The following is a 20,159-nucleotide window of genomic DNA, read 5'->3' as shown; positions in this document are numbered from 1 at the left end:
AGCTCTTGGTTAATAAAAATTAACCTGGCACTAAATGAAATATTCACCTGTTTTGTTAATTTTTCTTTAGTTAAAAATACCATTTATAGATCTTTTAAAAGAGAAATGATTAAAGAAAAACCTGAAAAACAGCATCTTTAATTATTAGCCAAAGCTCGTAATCGGCCTCTATAGCAAGCACATAAGAACCTATAAAGCATATAATATAGGGAATACTCTGTATTATATGCCATCACATAATCTACTTTATAGATAACATCATAGGATTGCGCCCCACTTTTAATAGTCCATGTCCAATAAGTAATTTTATCGTTAAACATCAGCTATTAACCTAAAACCCGATATTTTATTATTAACTAGCCCCTCGATAAATTTATCCGTAGATCAGCCTACTAGTAATTCCAAAAACAGACTACAATTGTTGCTTCATCAAATACATTTCACTATGAGTCCCCAAATGGAAAAACACAGATTAAGTTTTGTTCAAATAAACCTTTTAAATGAAAATATTGCCGAAGTGATTTTTGATAAAGGCGTTTATATCTCAATTGAAATGATGGAAGAAATTGAAACTTTTTTTTGTGCTTTTTTTAAAACTGATTTTGGTGTTATCGTCAATAAAATTTATCCTTACACCTATTCACTTGAGGCGCAGTTAACGATGGGTTCTCTAATTCATATGAAATCAATAGCCTCAATCAACTATTCTAAAGAAGGTGTTGCTAACACTGAAGATATTATCAATAAACGTAGTAATGATAAGTTAAACGTTAAGCAGTTTAATGGTTTAGAGCTCGGTCGCCAGCAAGCACTTAAATGGCTACAGAAAGAACTAGCTTGATCGCTGGTTGATTCGGAACATATACACTCCTTGCCACCTCGGTAACCGCTACGGCTTTACTCTACTTCCTGCATCAATACGGTCACAGCACCGTACTATTGCCTCCATGGATGAGGGTCTATAATTTTTCGTAAAAAAATAACGTGCAGAATGCACTAATGCAGCGTAGAGATAAAAAAGCCCCGTAAACGAGGCCTTTAAAATTCATATAATTTATTACCAACGACTACTCACTGGTAGATTTTTCTATTGTAACTTCCTTGTCACCTACGATTGAGATATTACTCAATGCCGCTGAAACAGCCAATACGATTACCGCAAAAATCACTGTTGTCAGCTTAAATCCTCGTGAAGATGACCTGTTCATAAATGTTCCTGTGTCAGGTTTTATAGTTGTTATTTTGACATCTGTACAAAACTCAACCAATCTATACGATTAACATTGGTAATTCAACCATTTAAAATTAATAAAACAGATAAATTATAAACAATCGACCAGTGAGAGAATGTTATATTAATGGTCTTTTTAGCCATTTGGTCTAAGTAATACCAAAAAAAACACTTATTTGCATAATATCGTTTGCAGTTTAGTGGTGGTCTAGGTGAAAATGGTGGCACTTTCACCCCTCATATACTTAGTTCATTTTAAGTATAAATATAATAAAGATTTGGAGTCAATATGCCGTCTCGTCAAGAACTGGCCAATGCAATTAGAGCTTTAAGTATGGATGCCGTACAGAAAGCGAAATCCGGACACCCTGGAGCCCCAATGGGCATGGCAGATATTGCCGAAGTACTATGGCGCGATTTTCTAAAACATAATCCAACAGATCCAAATTGGACCGACCGCGATCGTTTTGTTTTGTCGAACGGTCATGGCTCAATGCTTATATATTCTTTATTACATTTAACCGGTTATGAATTACCGATTGAAGAATTAAAGAATTTCCGTCAATTACATTCTAAAACACCAGGCCACCCAGAATACGGTTACACCCCAGGTGTAGAAACAACGACAGGACCATTAGGTGCTGGTATTTCTAATGCAGTTGGTATGGCCATTGCTGAAAGAACACTTGCTGCACAATTTAACCGTCCAGGTCACGACATCGTTGATCACTTTACTTATTGTTTCTTAGGTGATGGTTGTTTGATGGAAGGTATTTCTCACGAAGTATGTTCATTAGCCGGCACTTTAGGATTAGGTAAATTAGTCGCTTTTTGGGATGACAACGGTATTTCAATTGATGGTAAAGTTGAAGGTTGGTTTACAGATGATACACCTGCTCGTTTTGAAGCTTATGGCTGGCACGTAATAAGCGTTGACGGTCACGACTCAGCAGCTATAGCGGCGGCAATTACTGCAGCTAAAGCAGTAACGGATAAACCATCAATGATTTGTTGTAAAACAATTATTGGTTTTGGTTCACCGAATAAAGAAGGCACACATGATTGTCATGGCGCACCATTAGGTGATGATGAGATTGCAGCGACACGTAAAGCGTTAAACTGGCCACATGCCCCTTTTGAAATTCCAAGCGATGTTTATGCTGAATGGGATCAAAAAGAAAAAGGCCAATCGAGCCAAGTTTCTTGGAATGACCAATTTTCAGCATACCAACAAGCTCACCCAGCACTTGCTGCCGAATACGAGCGTCGAGTTATTAAAGGTGATTTACCGAGCGATTTCGAAGAAAAAGCCAATGCCTTAGTGCAAGCTTGCCAAGATAAAGGCGAAAATATTGCTTCGCGTAAAGCCTCACAAAATACTATTGAAGCTTTTGGCGCTATATTACCTGAGTTATTGGGTGGTTCTGCTGATTTAGCGGGTTCTAACTTAACGTTATGGTCAGGCTCTAAAGGTATTGAAAAAGACGCTGCCGGTAACTACATTTATTACGGCGTACGTGAATTTGGTATGAGCGGCATTATGAATGGCGTTTCATTGCACGGTGGTTTCATTAATTACGGTGCAACGTTCATGATGTTTATGGAGTATGCGCGTAACGCAGTTCGTATGTCGGCTTTAATGGGTATTCAAAATATATTTGTTTACACTCACGATTCTATTGGTCAAGGTGAAGATGGTCCAACACATCAGCCAATCGAACAGTTAACGAATTTACGTACTACCCCGAATATGGATACTTGGCGCCCATGTGATGCAACAGAATCTGTTGTTGCTTGGAAATCAGCGATTGAACGTAAAAATGGCCCTACGTCATTAATATTTTCTCGCCAAGGTTTACCGGCAGTAGCGCGTAACAATTTACAAGTAACAAACATCGCCAAAGGCGCTTATGTATTGCAAGACTGTGAGGGTACTGCTGACGTTATACTCATTGCAACGGGTTCTGAAGTATCATTAGCCCTTGATTCTGCAAAACAATTAACCGCTGATGGTAAAAAAGTACGTGTAGTTTCTATGCCGTCAACCAATACTTTTGATGTGCAATCAAGCGAATACAAAGAATCAGTATTACCTTCATCTGTGATAAAACGTGTCGCTATCGAAGCTGCTCACACTGATTTTTGGTACAAGTATGTTGGTTTTTCTGGCGCTGTTGTCGGTATGACAACTTTTGGTGAATCTGCACCAGGTAAAGTGTTACTTGAACATTTTGGTTTCACCGTGGCAAATGTTGTTAAGACTGTAAACAAGCTTTAATCATTAACTAAAGCCTATAAGTTAAAGCCTTCAAGCGAAATGTATACTCGTTTGAAGGACTTTGACTTTTATCAACACCCTAAATTAATACCATCAACCTATGCCGATAAACTTATGTCTGTAAACATTGCTATTAATGGCTTTGGCCGAATTGGTCGAAGTGTTGCTCGTGCCCTCTATGAGAATGCTGATAACCAATATTTAAAGCTTGTCGCAATTAATGAGCTTGCCGAGCCTAAAGGTATTGCGCATTTATTAAAATATGACACCACCCATGGTCGTTTCCCTTTTTCAGTTGAGTTAGCTGACAATCAGTTAGTTATCGCTGGCGATGTCATACAACTTAGCCATGAAAAGTCCCTCGAAGACATGCCATGGAAAAAACATAACATAGATATCGTTCTTGATTGCACCGGTAAATTTGCCAATCAACACGATGGAAATATTCACTTGAGCCAAGGAGCCAGTAAAGTACTTTACTCTTACCCTGGTGAACAAGACGTTGATGCCACCATTATTTATGGTATTAATCATCAACAACTCAGTGAAAAAGATAAAATAGTCTCGAACGGCTCATGCACCACGAATTGCGTTGTGCCTGTCATAAAAGTCATTGATGAAGCTTTTGGCGTTGAAAGTGGCAGTATTACCACTATTCATTCCTCTATGCATGATCAACAAGTTATCGACGCTTACCATCCAGATCTTCGTCTTAGTAGAGCAGCAAGCCAATCTATCATCCCGGTTGACACCAAGTTAGCAGCAGGTATTGAAAGAATACTGCCTAAATTTGCTGGACGCTTCGAAGCGATTGCCGTGCGAGTACCAACGATTAATGTTACCGCGATGGATTTAAGCCTAACCTTGTCGACAGATGTTGATATTAACGCGATTAACCAAGCCATTATTCGTGCACAAAATAATGGACTACAAGGAATTTTAGGCTACACAGAAGAACCACTGGTTTCTGTAGATTTTAATCATGACCCACATTCTTGTATTGTTGACGGCAACCAAACGCGTGTTAGCCACAAGCGTTTAGTAAAAATGCTGGTCTGGTGTGATAACGAGTGGGGCTTTGCAAATCGTATGATAGATACGGCAAAAACCATGGCAAAAGATATTCAGCTTAAAAAATAATAACAGTAAAAAACACCCATAACTTTAAAATTTATCGAATAGGAAACAGCAAATGTCAGTAATTAAAATGACCGACTTGGCGCTAGCCAATCAAAGAGTTTTGATCCGAGAAGATCTCAATGTACCTCTTAAAGACGGAAAAATAACCTCTGATGCTCGATTAAGAGCGGCTTTACCTACCCTTAAACTTGCTTTAGAAGCGGGCGCAAAAGTGATGATAATGTCTCACCTTGGTCGTCCAACTGAAGGTGAGTACAACGAAGAATTTTCATTAAAACCTGTCGTTGACTATTTAGCTGCCGCATTAAATGTCCCCGTGCATCTAGCAAAAGATTACTTAGATGGCGTTGATGCAAAAGTAGGTGAATTAGTTGTTTTTGAAAACATTCGCTTTAATGTCGGCGAAAAAAATAATGATGATATTTTATCAAAAAAATTAGCTGCATTATGTGATGTATTTGTCATGGATGCCTTTGGTACTGCGCACCGCGCGCAAGCTAGTACACACGGCGTAGCAAAGTTTGCACCTATTGCTTGTGCGGGTCCACTATTGTCCGGTGAATTAGCAGCACTTGGTAAAGCACTAGACAATCCTGCACGCCCATTAGTGGCGATCGTTGGTGGTTCTAAAGTTTCTACAAAATTAACCGTGTTAGAGTCATTAGCGAAAATTGTTGACCAATTAGTGGTTGGCGGCGGCATTGCAAATACTTTTATAGCAGCAAGCGGACATAATGTGGGTAAATCATTATACGAAGCCGATTTACTTGATGAAGCTAACCGTTTAACGCAGCAGGCAAGAGCAAATGATGGCGATATTCCAGTGCCAACAGATGTTATTACTGGTACAGAGTTTTCAGAAACGGCTGTCGCAACGTTAAAGTCAGTTAACGATGTTAGCGATGAAGATATGATTTTTGATATCGGACCAGATTCAGCGCAGGCACTCGTAGAAATAATTAAAAATGCTGGCACTATTGTTTGGAATGGACCTGTTGGCGTTTTTGAATTTGATCAATTCGGTAGTGGTACAGAAACTATTGCAAAAGCAATTGCCGAAAGCTCAGCATTTTCAATTGCTGGTGGTGGCGATACCTTAGCTGCTGTTGATAAATATGATATAGCCGATAAAATCTCCTATATTTCAACCGGTGGTGGTGCTTTCTTAGAATTTTTAGAAGGGAAAGTGTTACCCGCTGTCGCTATCTTAGAAGAACGCGCTAAAACGTAAAACACGTTAATTAAATCATCAACGTCAAACCGCTCTTTATTTTATAAAAGGCGGTTTTTTTTAGCTTTCTTTATTATTTCTAAAAAACTTCATAAAAACCATCAACGGCGCTTTCATTACATTTCACTCTTTCGTTGTAAACTTACAAAACAAAAGCACAAATATTCGCTATAAATCGAGTTTATCGACCTTCTTGATAGTAATTATAGAACATTATTTAAAACCGTTATAAATAAACAGATAAAAACCATTAATGGCATTATTTTTTCTTTTGCCATGTCAATTTCTTATCTGATATACTTACGTAACGAAAGCTTAAATTTCACAATGAAACTTGTTTTTTTTGAGATTGGGCAAATAATATATGACATCTTAAACACTTAGGAGTAATTCAATGGCTTTAATTTCTATGCGCCAAATGTTAGATCACGCTGCAGAATACGGATACGGTATTCCCGCTTTTAACGTTAACAACTTAGAGCAAGTTAGAGCAATAATGATCGCTGCAGACAAAACCAATAGCCCGGTTATTTTACAAGGTTCTGCAGGTGCTCGTAAGTATGCTGGCGCTCCTTTTCTTCGTCATTTAATTCTTGCAGCAATTGAAGAATTCCCTCATATCCCCGTGGTAATGCATCAAGATCACGGCACTTCGCCGAGTGTTTGTCAGCGTTCAATTCAAATGGGTTTTTCATCAGTTATGATGGATGGTTCTTTAATGTCTGATGGTAAAACCCCTTCAAGCTATGAATACAACGTTGATGTAACACGCAGAACCGTTGAAATGGCACATGCTTGTGGTGTTTCTGTTGAAGGTGAATTAGGTTGTCTTGGTTCATTAGAGACAGGGGAAGCGGGTGAAGAAGACGGTATTGGTGCAGTAGGGATATTAACAAAAGAACAAATGTTAACTGACCCAGAAGAAGCCGCTGACTTTGTTAAGAAAACTCAAGTTGATGCTTTAGCGATTGCTTGTGGTACTTCTCATGGTGCTTACAAGTTTACGCGTCCACCAACAGGTGACATCTTAGCGATTGACCGTATTAAAGCGATACATAACCGTATCCCAAATACCCATTTAGTTATGCACGGTTCATCATCAGTGCCACAAGAGTGGCTTGCTATCATCAATGAATATGGTGGTAATATTCCTGAAACTTACGGCGTGCCAGTAGAGCAAATTCAAGAAGGCATTAAAAATGGTGTTCGTAAAATTAATATTGATACTGATTTACGTTTAGCATCGACGGGGGCAACTCGTCGCTTCTTAGCACACAACCCAAGCGAATTTGATCCACGTAAATTTTTAGCTGAAACCACTAAAGCCATGACTGAAATTTGTATAGCTCGCTATGATTCATTTGGCGCATCGGGTAATGCAGATAAAATCAAACCCATTTCATTAGATACTATGTTTGATTTATATGATGCTGGCAAACTGAACGCTATTATAAAATAACATCAGCTAGCCATTAACATTAAGGAGCTTCGGCTCCTTTTTTTGTAAATTTTTCGTTATATTATTAGAAAAATGTAATATTATTAGAAATATGTTGTCAAATTCACTATAATACTCCACAATTTTTAAACGGAGTACAAAAAATGGACAATGTTACTAATTGGTTAGTTGAAAACCAGGCTATGTTACAAGAAAATCTAATTAAATTTATCATCGCGATCGCTATCTTTGTGATTGGTAAATTTGTCGCAAAACTGATCAGTTCTGCAACAAAAAAAATCCTTACTCACAAAAAATTCGATAATACCGTAACTTCTTTTATCGCTAGCTTAATTTATGGCTTAGTTGTGATGGTTGCCTTTATTGCTGCGATTTCTCACTTAGGTTTTAATACCACCTCATTAGTGGCTATTGTTGGTGCTGCAGGTCTTGCAATAGGCTTAGCATTACAGGGTTCATTATCAAACTTTGCCTCAGGTATTTTGTTAATTTCATTAAAGCCTTTTAAAGCCGGTGATTTTGTTGAGATTTCAGGTACCGCAGGTATTGTTGAAGAGGTTCATGTATTTTCAACACAGTTAAGAACAGGTGATAACAAAACAGTTATTATTCCTAATGGTGGCATTACAAGTGGCACCATTACAAATTATTCAGCTAAAGCAACCAGAAGAATAGATTTAGTCATTGGTGTTGGTTATAGCGCAGATTTAAAACAAACAAAGCAAATACTAAAAGATGTTGTGAGTAATCATGATTTAGTATTAAAAGACCAAGCTATTACTGTTGGTGTTAGTGCCTTAGCTGATAGTTCAGTGAATTTTGTCGTTCGTCCATGGGTAAAAACAGCAGACTATTGGCCTGTGCATTTTGATTTGCTAGAAGCGATTAAAATAGAATTAGACAAAGCTGGTATCGAAATACCTTTTCCACAACTTTCTGTACATGTTAATCAAGAGACCAAAAATGAACAATAAATTAGCAATGGTTGCTTTATGTAGCAGCTTATCACTTAATGCTTTTGCCGAAGAAGCAGTCGCTCCAAAAGATCCATTAAGTATGTCTGCTGAATTAGGCGCACTATTTAAAACGGGTGACAATAAAAGCACCGATATAAAAGCTGGCTTCGATTTAGATCATGAATTAGGTTTATGGCGAAGTACTGTTCGCTTTGACTTGCTTGCAAGTAAAGCAGAGATTGAAGATGAAGATGGTGTTCAACAATCTCAAACAACAGATCAGCAATGGAAAATAGTCGGTCAAACTAACTATACCATTGGCGCTAAAAAAACTAACTACGTATACGCTAATGTATCTCACGACGATAATCGTTTTGGCGGATTTGAGACTCAAAGCTCTATCTCTGCTGGTTGGGGTCGTCGTTGGTTTGAAAGTAAAACAGGCACATTTGATGCTGATATCGGACCCGGTTATAAAAAAGACGTTGTACGTTTAGAAGATGAAAATGGTAATGAGTATACTGAAAACAAGTCTGCTTTCATTATACAAGCACAAGCTTTGTATACACGTAATTTAAACGAACATGTTAAATTTAAGCAGCGATTTGTTGCTAAGTATGCGACTAAAAGTGGTGAAAACAGTAATTATCAAGCAGAAAGCTCAATAACTACTAAGCTTATTTCAACGTTACAATTAAAAGTTAGTTTTAAGATTGATTATAATACTGATGTTGAAGAAGGCAAAGAGAACACCAATACTCAAACGGCGTTAACGCTCGTTTATAGCTTCTAGTTGACCTAAACTAAGATGCTTTATTTAGCCTTCAACTCTTTTGAAGGCTAAATATATTTCCTTTTCATCTCTAACATCTCTCATCATCACCTACTTTATTTTTACTTATTAGAGCCATCTATAAAAAAAATAATAAAAAAAAGCCCTAACATTTAAATGCTAAGGCCATTATTATTTATAAGTAATAAAAGTGCTGTTTATTCCCACTCAATCGTCGCGGGTGGTTTACCTGAAATATCATAAACGACACGTGAAATACCATCAATTTCATTAATGATCCGATTAGACACTAAACCTAAGAAATCATAAGGCAAATGTGACCAACGTGCTGTCATAAAGTCGATAGTTTCAACACAACGTAATGATACAACCCAATCATATTTACGGGCATCGCCCATAACTCCTACTGATTTTACCGGTAAAAATACGGTAAACGCTTGGCTTACTTTAGTGTATAAATCATGCTTGTGTAATTCTTCAATGAAAATAGCATCGGCACGACGTAATAAATCAGCATATTCTTTTTTAACTTCACCTAGAATACGTACACCCAACCCAGGGCCAGGAAACGGATGGCGGTAAAGCATATCGTACGGTAAGCCAAGCTCTAAGCCTATTTTACGTACTTCATCTTTAAATAACTCACGTAATGGTTCAACTAAGCCTAGTTTCATGTAATCAGGTAAGCCGCCAACATTATGATGTGATTTAATAACATGCGCTTTACCGGTCGCTGAGGCGGCCGATTCAATGACGTCAGGGTAAATAGTGCCCTGTGCTAACCATTTGGCATTATCTAACTTATTCGACTCTTCTTCGAAAACATCAATAAAAACATTACCAATAATTTTACGTTTTGCTTCTGGCTCACTTTCACCCGCTAAGCGGTCTAAAAATCTATCTTCGGCTTCAATTTTTATAATATTTAAACCAAAGTGATCGCCAAACATATCCATGACTTGCTGGCCTTCATCTAAACGAAGTAAACCATTATCAACAAATACACAGGTCAATTTATCGCCAATCGCTCGATGTAATAACATAGCAACTACTGATGAATCAACACCGCCTGAAAGACCTAAGATAACTTCGTCGTCGCCGACTTGAGCTTTCATTTTTGCAATAGCATCATCAATGATTGATGATGAAGTCCATAATTTTTCACACTGGCAAATTTCAACAACAAAGTTTTCTAAAATGCGTAAACCTTGTTTAGTGTGAGTCACTTCAGGGTGAAACTGCACACCATAGAATTGCTTTTCTTCGTTTGCCATTGCTGCATAAGCACAACTTGCTGTTTGTGCAACCGTAACAAAGCCTGTTGGTATAGCTGACACTTTGTCGCCGTGGCTCATCCAAACATCAAGTAAAGCATTACCGTTAGCACCAATACTGTCTTCAACATTGTTGAATAACGCAGATTTAGCAATAAGTTCAACCGCAGCATAACCAAACTCTTTGTGTGTTGAACTTTCAACACCACCGCCAAGTTGTTCAGCCATTGTTTGCATGCCATAGCAAATACCTAGAACAGGAACGCCAGCGTTATAAACATATTCAGGTGCACGAGGTGAATTTTCTGCAGTGACCGACTCAGGGCCGCCAGCTAGAATGATACCTGTCGGGTTAAAATCTTTAATTTGCTCTTCGGTTACATCCCAAGACCAAAGTTCACAATAAACACCTATTTCACGTACGCGACGAGCAATTAGCTGAGTATATTGTGAACCAAAATCTAAAATTAGTATTCGGTGATCATGAATGTCTTTACTCATGTTGTTTTCCTACTTTAACGCTCGTTATGTCTAAACTTTATACTGCGTTGTATTCGTAATGAAACAAAATCATTTATAAAACCTTATTTATAATAAGATAAGTCATTTGTTTAATTACTCAACAGCCTTGCCTAAAGCTCATTCATTTAGAGCGGATTTATAAAATGAACAGGCTGAGTTATTTATTGATAACTCAGCCTGTAGAATCTTTTGTTTTCCAGTTAACTAAAAGTAACTAAGAATATTTTCAGTGCATCAAGTTGAGAATATTTTAGCTCTAGTTCAAGGCGCTAGCGCGGAGTTGACGATAGTCAATGAGCACTTGCAACGCAGAAATCGAGCTTAAATAACTCAACCAATATTACTACCCCATACGATAGTTTGGTGCTTCTTTGGTGATGGTTACGTCATGGACATGCGACTCACCCATACCTGCCGAGGTAATTTTCATAAACTCGGGTTTAGTTCGCATGGTCTCAATATCTTTACTGCCGGTTAAACCCATTGATGAGCGTAATCCGCCCATCTGCTGGTGGATAATTGCAGAAACAGGCCCTTTATAAGCAACACGACCTTCAATACCTTCCGGTACCAACTTGTCAGCTTCGCCATCAGATTTCTGGAAATAACGATCACTTGAACCTTCTTTCTGGCTCATTGCGCCTAAAGAGCCCATACCGCGATATGATTTGTAATAGCGACCTTGATAAAGTTCTACTTCGCCAGGTGCTTCTTCGGTTCCAGCAAACATACTACCAACCATCACACAATGCGCGCCAGCAACCAGTGCTTTAGCAATATCACCAGAGAATCGAATACCACCATCGGCAATAACAGGAATGCCAGTACCTTTAAGCGCTTCTACTGCATTTGAGATAGCCGTTAATTGTGGTACTCCAACGCCAGTTACAATACGCGTAGTACATATTGAACCTGGGCCTATACCAACTTTAACCGCATCTACGCCAACATCGGCTAATGCTTTTGCACCAGCCCCTGTCGCCACATTGCCAGCAACAATTTGTAAGTCAGGATATTTTTGACGGGTTTCTTTTACTCGATCAAGAACACCTTGGGAATGACCATGTGAAGTATCAATTAATAAGACGTCAACACCTGCGGCAACTAACGCGTCAATACGTTCATCAGTACCCGCGCCAACACCGACAGCGGCGCCCACTCGTAAACGACCTAATTTATCTTTACAAGCATTAGGTTTACTTTCAGCTTTTTGATAATCTTTAGCGGTGATCAAACCCACTAATTTAAAGGCATCATCAACCACTAAAATTTTCTCAATACGGTTACTGTGCATTAAGCCAAGTATTTCTTCACGCGCGGCACCTTCTTTAACCGTGACTAATTTTTCTTTAGTCGTCATTAACGCTGAGACAGGCTTAGTTAAGTCTGTTTCAAAGCGTAAATCACGGCCAGTAATTATACCGGTAAGATTGCCATTTTCATCAACAACAGGGAAACCTGAAAAGCCAAGATCATCAGCTTTATGCATGACTTCTTCAATAGTAAAGTTAGCATTGACGGTCACGGGATCGGAAACAATACCACTTTCGTATTTTTTAACTTTTAATACGTTAGCCGCTTGCTCAGCGATGGTCATGTTTTTATGAATAAAACCTAAACCACCTTCTTGCGCTAGTGTAATAGCTAAAGGTGCTTCAGTAACTGTATCCATAGATGCAGATACCATAGGTATATTTAAATTAATTTTACGGGTTAATTTAGTTTTTAAATCGGCCGTATGTGGGAGTACTTCTGAATGAGCAGGTACAAGTAATACATCATCAAAAGTTAGTGCTTCTTGGGCAATTCTTAGCATCGCAACATCTCTCTAAAAAGGTTGGTTAGGGAGTGAATATTGCGGCAGAATTTTAACCGTTTTGTGGTTTAAGAACAACTTAAATTTAACGATAAACTGAAATAATTATCTCTGAGGAGTTTAAAGGAATATATAATTTACTGGTTCCACTTTAATAGGTAAGATCCAAAGGGAATTATAAACGCCTTTAAGCAAGATATTGATTGAAAATAATAGTTATTCTATTATTGAAATCAATAACGTAAAATAAAGTGTTCATAAGCTTCCCTTCGGGAATCGGAATAAGTAATACGCGTCGTTACATTTTATTTAAGGGAATAACCTTTAACAAAAATATGTGCTTAGATTATGATTCGCTTAGGTTTGCTGAAACATTCATATTCAAGCAAAGCAGATATATCGACTAAATCGCCTTAACATTAGATAAAGTAAGTATTTTATGGCTACGCAGCACATTTTACAGATAAGTGAACTGACGAGAAAAGTTAAGTTCATGCTAGAAAGTGAACTTAATACCGTATGGTTGTGTGGTGAAATCTCAAATTTCATTGCTGCTAGCTCGGGTCATTGGTATTTGTCACTCAAAGACAGTAAATCGCAAGTGCGTTGCGCAATGTTTAAGGGCAACAATCGACGAGTAAGGTTAGCGGTTGGTTCAACGCCTCGCAACGGCCAACAAGTGTTAGTACGCGCCAAGGTTTCTTTGTATGAGCCACGAGGTGATTTTCAATTAATTATTGAAATGATGGAGGATGCGGGTGAAGGTTTATTGCGACAACAATTTGAGCAATTAAAAAGTAAGCTCAATGCACAAGGTTTGTTTGCTCAGCAGTTCAAGCAAGCCATTCCTAAAAATATTAACACGGTTGGCATAGTTACCTCGCCAACGGGTGCTGCAGTTAAAGATATTATATCTGTTTTGCAAAGACGTAATCCAGCAATTACTATCGTTATATACCCTGCACTTGTGCAAGGCGAGCATGCTAAGAATGACATTGTTCATGCCATCGATATCGCTAATCAACGTGAAGAATGCCAAGTATTAATTGTTGGTCGTGGAGGAGGCTCTCTAGAAGACTTATGGAGCTTTAATGAAGAAGACGTAGTCAATGCTATTTTTCATAGCCGCATTCCAATTATCAGCGCTGTCGGTCATGAGATAGACACAACATTAAGTGATCTCGTTGCTGATTTAAGAGCGCCAACACCTTCAGCGGCAGCAGAACTGGTTTCACAAGACAATAGTGAGTTACAAAGTCGCTTACAAGAATTATCAAAGCGGGCTCAGCAGTTATTTACTCAAAAAGTAAAACAAGAAAACTCAGACCTACAAAACCTTAATCATCGCTTAACGCAAGTTCATCCAGAAAGAAAACTTCAGCAGCATCAGCAAAAATCAGATGAATTGAATATTCGTTTAGATAAAGCAATAAAACGTGAATTGGCACGTTTCAAACAAAAACCCGAAAAGTTAGTACGCGATTTACAACACGTAGATCCAACAAAAGTGATCATTCAACATCAAAGTACCTTGCGCCACTTAGATGACAGATTACAACGGGCATTAGACGTTAGCGTAAAAAATAAATCTGAGCACTTTGTTAGCATTATTGAGCAGCTCCATATTGTCAGTCCGCTCGCGACTATTGCCCGTGGTTATAGTGTCAGTCGAAATAGTCATCAGCAAATTGTTCGCACAAAAGATCAAGTGAGTATTGGCGATGAAATATCTATTCAAGTCAGTGATGGTCGTATTTTAAGCCAAGTTATTGATAAGATTTAATTTTCAGCAATAACGGCATGCTGAAGTAACTTTATCACTGATGCTTTACTTTTTTCTTCAAACTTTAAACCGATACAAAGGCCATTAGCTTGTGATTTGTAGCTACAGGTTTCTGCAGAAAACTTTAAATTTCCTAATCCTTGAAAGTCTTCGACAATTAATTCGACAGATTTATTTTTTTCCATCACTAACGACTCGCCGTTAGTGATCAATACTTGGCAGCCATTAACAGAAATATCTATAATGGTCGCTTGCCAATATTCTTTAGCAATATTTATCTTAGCAACAATATCGGTATCAATGCGCATCGCTGAACGTAAGCTTTGTAAGCTAACAGAACGTGGAAAATCAAGAACAATTAGTCTCGAGGGTATTTGTAAGGTTTGTTTAACATTACTGATAAAAGCAACCACCGCGCCCTCATGCCCTTCAATTAAACCTCGCACCGTAATACCAGCACCTTGGGTAATATATTGGGAAAAATTCCCTAATTTATTTGCATCAGGAAATTGCACTAAAACATAATGCTTGGGGAGGTAGCCAATGAAGGTGCTACGAAACTTTGCTTTTTGTCCGGCTGGTGTGGCTATATCGATAGTAATCGTTGAGCCTGACTGCAATAAGCCAAGGTTTCTGTCTAAGCGGTTAACCAATGCAATTTTTTTAGGAGTGGCTGCCATAATGTTAACATTTAAGAATAAGTATTTTAAATGTAGCACTTAGCAAAAAGCCAATCAAATGATTGGCTTCAGTAATGTTAAATTATTATCAAAAAAAACGTAAGTTTTTAGTCTTTCTTATAACCTTCAGTAGCTCTGGCCATTTTCTTTTGCTCGGTATAAGTTAACTTTTTCTTGCCAGCAAACGGGTTACTTGTTTCTCTAAACTCAATTCTAATCGGCGTACCCATTATTTTTAATGATTTACGGTAATAATTCATTAAATAGCGTTTATATGAAACAGGAAGCTTTTTGGCTAAATTACCATGAATAACAATGATAGGTGGATTATAACCACCGGCATGCGCATATTTAAGCTTAATGCGGCGTCCTTGACTCATCGGTGGTTGATGATCAAACGTGGCCATATCTAATATTTTGGTAACCATTGAGGTAGATATACGTTTAGTTGCTGAAATGAAAGCTTCTTCAACTGACTCATATAAATGGCCAACACCGGTACCGTGTAAAGCAGAGATAAAGTGGATACGTGCAAAATCAATAAAACCTAAACGACGATCTAATTCGGTTTTAATACGATCTTTAACATGCTCTTCTAAACCATCCCATTTATTAACCGCAAGTACCAAAGAACGACCTGCTTCTAAAATAAAGCCCAGTAAACTTAAATCTTGATCGGTAATACCTTCACGAGCATCAATAATTAACAAACAAACATTGGCATCTTCTATGGCACGTAGTGTTTTAATAACAGAATACTTTTCTACAACATCAGTCACGTTTTTACGACGACGAATACCTGCAGTATCAATTAATGTATATTCACGGCCATCATGTTCCATCGGGATATAGACACTATCGCGAGTGGTACCTGGCGCATCAAAAACAACAACGCGGTCTTCACCTAAGATACGGTTAGTCAGTGTTGACTTACCCACATTAGGTTTACCAATGATAGCAAGTTTGATTTTATCATTTTCAAACGGTGCTTCGGCAATTTTTTCTTCATCAGTTTTAGCTGAGAATTCTTGTGAACCATCAAACTCATCATTTTCACGTGCTTCACCAAGTGCTTCTATATGAGGTGTTAATGCCAGTGTTAATAATTGTGTAACACCACGACCATGCGCGGCGGCAATTTTATGAACGGTATCACCCAGTGATAATTCATAAAATTCAGCAACGGCAGAATCAGCATCAATACCATCAACTTTATTCGCAACCAAAAATATTTTCTTATTTTGTTTACGAAGGTAATCAGCGATACCGATATCCGCTGATGTTAAACCATCACGAGCATCAACCATAAATAAAACAGCATCGGCTTCTGCTATCGCCATTAATGACTGTTCGGCCATTAATGCGTCAATACCTTGTTCATTACCATTAATACCGCCGGTATCAATAACAATAAATGGGTGATCTTCTACTTTCGCTTGACCATATTGACGGTCACGCGTTAAGCCAGGATAATCTGCTACGAGAGCATCTCGGCTTCGGGTTAATCGGTTAAATAACGTCGATTTGCCAACATTAGGACGTCCGACAAGTGCAACAACTGGAAGCATGTTTACCTCTATAAATTCATTTGTAGAGTAAACAACGTCATGCAAAATGCAAAACTTTTACTCTATTTAATAACAAACAACGGCTCCAATGCATTCTGCAATGGAGCCGTTTAATTCTAGCTGATAAAAAGACTTATGGAATTTTTATCGCTTGCAAATCACCATTACGTGATTGTGCGTAAATAATATTTTCGTGTACCGTGGGTGCTATATTTAAACCGCTACTGTCAACTTCATGACGTGCAACGATATCACCTGTTGTTTGGTCGATAAAATGAAGATAGCCTTCAAAGTCGCCAACAACAATATAATCACCAATAATAGCAGGACCGGTAACACCACGATTAGTCAGTGCAAGTTGGCTCCACTTTTCAAAACCGTTTAAACGGTCAACCGCATAAATATGACCTTTAATATCAGTTAAAAATAGGCTGTTACCACTAATAGCCATATCATGATATGACGAATACTGACGTTCCCAAATCATCCGACCGGTACGTAAATCTATAGCGGTCAAATTACCCTTTACAGAAATACTATAAACTTTATCGCCATAAATAAGTGGCGCAGAGTCAACATCTATGACTCGCTCTAATTGTGTCGAGCCACCGGCTTCACCAACTTCTACTGTCCAACCTTGTTGACCAGTTTCAAGAATATAGACGCTCATGGTTCCATTAGCTGAACCAACCATCACACCACCAGAAGAAATCGCTGGCGAACTAACACCACGTAACGTTAATGCTGGTACTTCTTGTTCGATTTGCCATTCATCTTGACCGTTCGAAGCGTTAAAAGCCTTGATGACACCTGAAGCAGTATTGACAACTAAAATACCAGCATCAATAGCGGGAGCTGCAATAACTTCGCCTTTTACTTTTCCTTGCCAATCAAGCTTACCTGTATCAGCATCTAATGCGAATACTTCGCCATTTTCACTGCCAATAAAGACTTTTTGAATACCTAAAATCGGGCCGCCATTTAATAAAGCAGATTGTCGACGTTCAAAAAAGCCGCGTTCGCCTTTTACATCACTTAAATCTGTTGACCAAATTTCTTCACCATTTTCTAGTTCCAAAGCAACAACATCACCGTAACGACTAGCACTGTAAAGTTTGCCGTAAGCAACATTAGGTTTAATACGTGAAAAATAATCGCTAACACCATTACCGACACTGGTTTCCCAGAGCACATCAGCATCAAAAGCTTGTTTGATTTCTGTTAATTCAGCAACTTTAGTCGCTTCATCTTCTTCGTCAGTTGAAGAACAAGCGACAAGCCCTAAGGACACTAGCGCTATCACTAATAACTTTCTATTAAAGCGTAATTTTTTTAACATATGAATGATTAGCCTCTTTATTTAGCAATCGATGATAATTGGGCTAAATCATTTAATTTCATTTGTAAGGCACCATTATTTGTTTGACCTTCAACGTCAAGTGCTGCTTGATAAGCATTACGAGCAAGTTCTACTTTACCTTGCTTGAAATATGCATCGCCTTTAGTTTCTTCAATCGCACTTTTAAATGACTCTGGCAGTGTAACCGATAGGGTTGCCAATGCTTCAGTGTATTGCTCAAGTTGAATTTGCACACGCGCTAATCGAACACTTGCGATAGCTTTAATACCTTGATTGCTAGAGCTTTCAATAGCACTTGCCAAGTGAATAGCAACTTGTGGCCAATCTTTATGAGTAGCCGCTTCTTTTGCTAGCGCAAGCGCCGTTAATGAAGCGTAGCTAGAGTCTTTATTTTCAGCAATAAATTTACTTGCACTTGCTGAAAAAGCCTTTCCGTCTACACCAGCACTTTCCATCACTGTTTGATAAGCATCAGACGTTAAAACTTCATTCTCAAGTTGGGTATCTTTATATACGTTAAAGCCAATAAAACCAGCAAAACCTAAAACTAAACCGGCAATAACTGCAGTACCATTTTCTTTCCAAAAACCTTTGATGGCTTCGACTTGTTGTTCTTCTGTTTGATAAACGTCCACTACTTCACCTTAAATTAAACTGTTTAATAAAGCTGGCACTTGTTCAAGCGACACCTTCTGTTGTTCTTGTTGTCCACGCAAATATTTTATCGTCACGCTTTGCTCAGCAAGTTCATCTTCACCGATGATAATTGCTACTTGCGCACTCGATTTATCTGCCCGTTTCATTTGTTTTTTCATATTACCACCACCGCAGTGGTTTTGTATGCGAATATCTTTAACTTGGTCACGCCATTGTTCACTGAGTAGCGCGGCTTGAATATCAACCCCCTCACCTAAACCAATAACATAAACATCAACTTGTGCACGAATATTGTTAGCTTTTTCTAAGCTCGTTAACATGAGTACCAAGCGTTCAATGCCTAAGGCAAAACCAAATGCTGGTGTTGCTTTGCCACCAAGTTGTTCGACTAAGCCATCATAACGACCACCCGCACAAATAGTACCTTGTGCGCCTAAGCTGTCAGTCACCCATTCAAATACGGTACGATTGTAATAATCTAAACCGCGAACTAAGCGGTCATTAATCACATAGTTAATACCCGCAGCATCTAAACGCTGACAAACACCCGCAAAGTGAGCTTTAGATTCATCATCAAAATAATCACTTAATTTTGGTGCGCCCACTAAAGCGGCTTGTACATCTTTATTTTTACTGTCTAAAACGCGTAATGGATTGGTATGCATTCTGCGTTTAGAGTCTTCATCAAGCTGATCTTCTTTTTCTGTTAAGAAAACAACTAAAGCATCGCGATAATTTGCACGCTCTTCATTTGAACCTAACGAGTTTAGCTCTAGTGTGACAAACTCATTGATGCCAAGTTCCCGCCAAAGACGAGAAGTTAGCATAATAATTTCTGCGTCTATGTCAGGTGTTCCAATTCCAAAGGCTTCTAAGCCGAATTGGTGGAACTGACGATAACGACCTTTTTGTGGGCGTTCATGCCTAAACATCGGCCCCATGTACCATAAACGTTGTTCTTGGTTATATAATAAACCATGCTGATTGCCTGCACGCACACAAGATGCTGTACCTTCTGGTCGCAATGTTAAGCTATCACCGTTACGGTCATCAAAAGTGTACATCTCTTTTTCAACGATATCAGTAACTTCACCAATAGATCGTTTAAAAAGTCCAGTAGACTCGACAATCGGCATACGTATTTCAGCAAAACCATAGCTACTAGCAACTCGGCGTAAAACTGATTCAACCATTTGCCAAATAGGAGTTTCAGTGGGTAAACAGTCGTTCATCCCTCTGACGGCTTGTAATGTTTTGCTCAAAGTAAGGCTCTCTTTCATCTATTGTATAAAATAGATATTTATATAAAACGGGAAAAATTAAGTGCAGCGCGCATTATAGGCAGTTTGAGACGAAACGTAAATAGTACAGCTGTGATACCTCAAAATGCAGGTTTCAACTGAACTGTCAC

The 20,159-nt window shown here is 38.4% G+C and carries 16 protein-coding genes; 8 read left to right on the top strand and 8 right to left on the bottom strand.

All coding sequences use genetic code 11. The annotated features are described in order from the left end of the window. Positions 1 to 457: 457 nt before the first annotated feature. Positions 458 to 841, top strand: coding sequence for a hypothetical protein (locus H4J62_RS10175; protein ID WP_182213290.1), 384 nt, complete (start codon positions 458 to 460; stop codon positions 839 to 841). A 226-nt stretch (positions 842 to 1,067) separates the two neighbouring features. Here the strand turns inward: H4J62_RS10175 and H4J62_RS10170 are convergent, their stop codons facing one another. Continuing rightward, a complete protein-coding gene (locus tag H4J62_RS10170) occupies positions 1,068 to 1,208 on the bottom strand; it encodes a hypothetical protein (RefSeq protein WP_182213288.1) in 141 nt (46 codons plus the stop codon). A gap of 312 nt (positions 1,209 to 1,520) precedes the next feature. Here H4J62_RS10170 and tkt point away from each other — a divergent pair, with 312 nt between their 5' ends. From tkt to H4J62_RS10140, 6 genes are all read left to right on the top strand, one after another. After that, positions 1,521 to 3,509 (top strand): transketolase, encoded by a 1,989-nt coding sequence (gene tkt, locus H4J62_RS10165; RefSeq protein WP_182213287.1) that lies wholly within the window; start codon positions 1,521 to 1,523, stop codon positions 3,507 to 3,509. A gap of 114 nt (positions 3,510 to 3,623) precedes the next feature. Further along, on the top strand, positions 3,624 to 4,649 hold the full coding sequence (gene epd, locus H4J62_RS10160; RefSeq protein WP_182213568.1) for an erythrose-4-phosphate dehydrogenase: 1,026 nt from the start codon (positions 3,624 to 3,626) through the stop codon (positions 4,647 to 4,649). A gap of 52 nt (positions 4,650 to 4,701) precedes the next feature. After that, entirely contained in the window at positions 4,702 to 5,880 is a 1,179-nt protein-coding gene (locus tag H4J62_RS10155; protein ID WP_182213285.1) for a phosphoglycerate kinase, read from the top strand. Positions 5,881 to 6,274: 394 nt separating this feature from the next. Continuing rightward, positions 6,275 to 7,339, top strand: a complete 1,065-nt coding sequence (gene fba / locus H4J62_RS10150; protein WP_070374794.1) for a class II fructose-bisphosphate aldolase — start codon at positions 6,275 to 6,277, stop codon at positions 7,337 to 7,339. 143 nt (positions 7,340 to 7,482) lie between these two features. Then, the gene (locus H4J62_RS10145; protein WP_182213283.1) at positions 7,483 to 8,313 is read left to right on the top strand and encodes a mechanosensitive ion channel family protein; all 831 of its coding nucleotides are present in this window, start codon (positions 7,483 to 7,485) and stop codon (positions 8,311 to 8,313) included. After that, the gene (locus tag H4J62_RS10140) at positions 8,303 to 9,088 is read left to right on the top strand and encodes a YdiY family protein (RefSeq protein WP_182213281.1); all 786 of its coding nucleotides are present in this window, start codon (positions 8,303 to 8,305) and stop codon (positions 9,086 to 9,088) included. The genes H4J62_RS10145 and H4J62_RS10140 overlap by 11 nt, the downstream gene beginning before the upstream one ends. Positions 9,089 to 9,285: 197 nt before the next feature. Here H4J62_RS10140 and guaA read toward each other — a convergent pair whose 3' ends face one another. Next, entirely contained in the window at positions 9,286 to 10,863 is a 1,578-nt protein-coding gene (gene guaA / locus H4J62_RS10135) for a glutamine-hydrolyzing GMP synthase (RefSeq protein WP_182213279.1), read from the bottom strand. A gap of 364 nt (positions 10,864 to 11,227) precedes the next feature. Further along, the gene (gene guaB / locus H4J62_RS10130) at positions 11,228 to 12,700 is read right to left on the bottom strand and encodes an IMP dehydrogenase (protein ID WP_182213278.1); all 1,473 of its coding nucleotides are present in this window, start codon (positions 12,698 to 12,700) and stop codon (positions 11,228 to 11,230) included. 439 nt (positions 12,701 to 13,139) lie between these two features. Between guaB and xseA the strand changes: the two genes are divergently transcribed. Continuing rightward, positions 13,140 to 14,483, top strand: coding sequence for an exodeoxyribonuclease VII large subunit (xseA, locus tag H4J62_RS10125; RefSeq protein WP_182213276.1), 1,344 nt, complete (start codon positions 13,140 to 13,142; stop codon positions 14,481 to 14,483). Here the strand turns inward: xseA and H4J62_RS10120 are convergent. The 5 genes from H4J62_RS10120 to hisS all read right to left on the bottom strand — a co-directional run bounded on the left by H4J62_RS10120 (position 14,480) and on the right by hisS (position 20,010). Beyond that, positions 14,480 to 15,163 (bottom strand): PilZ domain-containing protein, encoded by a 684-nt coding sequence (locus H4J62_RS10120; protein ID WP_182213275.1) that lies wholly within the window; start codon positions 15,161 to 15,163, stop codon positions 14,480 to 14,482. The genes xseA and H4J62_RS10120 overlap by 4 nt on opposite strands. A gap of 107 nt (positions 15,164 to 15,270) precedes the next feature. Beyond that, a complete protein-coding gene (gene der / locus H4J62_RS10115; protein WP_182213273.1) occupies positions 15,271 to 16,731 on the bottom strand; it encodes a ribosome biogenesis GTPase Der in 1,461 nt (486 codons plus the stop codon). A gap of 133 nt (positions 16,732 to 16,864) precedes the next feature. Beyond that, on the bottom strand, positions 16,865 to 18,070 hold the full coding sequence (gene bamB, locus H4J62_RS10110) for an outer membrane protein assembly factor BamB (RefSeq protein WP_182213272.1): 1,206 nt from the start codon (positions 18,068 to 18,070) through the stop codon (positions 16,865 to 16,867). A 17-nt stretch (positions 18,071 to 18,087) separates the two neighbouring features. Beyond that, on the bottom strand, positions 18,088 to 18,726 hold the full coding sequence (locus tag H4J62_RS10105; protein ID WP_182213270.1) for a tetratricopeptide repeat protein: 639 nt from the start codon (positions 18,724 to 18,726) through the stop codon (positions 18,088 to 18,090). A 9-nt stretch (positions 18,727 to 18,735) separates the two neighbouring features. Then, entirely contained in the window at positions 18,736 to 20,010 is a 1,275-nt protein-coding gene (gene hisS / locus H4J62_RS10100) for a histidine--tRNA ligase (protein ID WP_182213268.1), read from the bottom strand. Positions 20,011 to 20,159 lie beyond the last annotated feature (149 nt).

Origin of the sequence: Colwellia sp. BRX8-5, assembly GCF_014077325.1 — a bacterium.
Classification (GTDB): Bacteria; Pseudomonadota; Gammaproteobacteria; order Enterobacterales; family Alteromonadaceae; genus Colwellia_A.
The sequence above is the reverse complement of the archived record's forward strand: the minus strand, read 5'-3'. Positions and strand labels throughout refer to the sequence as shown.

Excerpts from the sequence above, each read along its gene's own strand:
- H4J62_RS10140 (WP_182213281.1), top strand. The coding sequence starts at position 8,303 with ATGAACAATAAATTAGCAATGGTTGCTTTATGTAGCAGCTTATCACTT.
- H4J62_RS10170 (WP_182213288.1), bottom strand. The coding sequence starts at position 1,208 with ATGAACAGGTCATCTTCACGAGGATTTAAGCTGACAACAGTGATTTTT.
- H4J62_RS10145 (WP_182213283.1), top strand. The coding sequence starts at position 7,483 with ATGGACAATGTTACTAATTGGTTAGTTGAAAACCAGGCTATGTTACAA.
- der (WP_182213273.1), bottom strand. The coding sequence starts at position 16,731 with ATGCTTCCAGTTGTTGCACTTGTCGGACGTCCTAATGTTGGCAAATCG.
- guaA (WP_182213279.1), bottom strand. The coding sequence starts at position 10,863 with ATGAGTAAAGACATTCATGATCACCGAATACTAATTTTAGATTTTGGT.
- xseA (WP_182213276.1), top strand. The coding sequence starts at position 13,140 with ATGGCTACGCAGCACATTTTACAGATAAGTGAACTGACGAGAAAAGTT.
- H4J62_RS10175 (WP_182213290.1), top strand. The coding sequence starts at position 458 with ATGGAAAAACACAGATTAAGTTTTGTTCAAATAAACCTTTTAAATGAA.
- tkt (WP_182213287.1), top strand. The coding sequence starts at position 1,521 with ATGCCGTCTCGTCAAGAACTGGCCAATGCAATTAGAGCTTTAAGTATG.
- fba (WP_070374794.1), top strand. The coding sequence starts at position 6,275 with ATGGCTTTAATTTCTATGCGCCAAATGTTAGATCACGCTGCAGAATAC.
- bamB (WP_182213272.1), bottom strand. The coding sequence starts at position 18,070 with ATGTTAAAAAAATTACGCTTTAATAGAAAGTTATTAGTGATAGCGCTA.
- H4J62_RS10120 (WP_182213275.1), bottom strand. The coding sequence starts at position 15,163 with ATGGCAGCCACTCCTAAAAAAATTGCATTGGTTAACCGCTTAGACAGA.
- guaB (WP_182213278.1), bottom strand. The coding sequence starts at position 12,700 with ATGCTAAGAATTGCCCAAGAAGCACTAACTTTTGATGATGTATTACTT.
- epd (WP_182213568.1), top strand. The coding sequence starts at position 3,624 with ATGTCTGTAAACATTGCTATTAATGGCTTTGGCCGAATTGGTCGAAGT.
- H4J62_RS10155 (WP_182213285.1), top strand. The coding sequence starts at position 4,702 with ATGTCAGTAATTAAAATGACCGACTTGGCGCTAGCCAATCAAAGAGTT.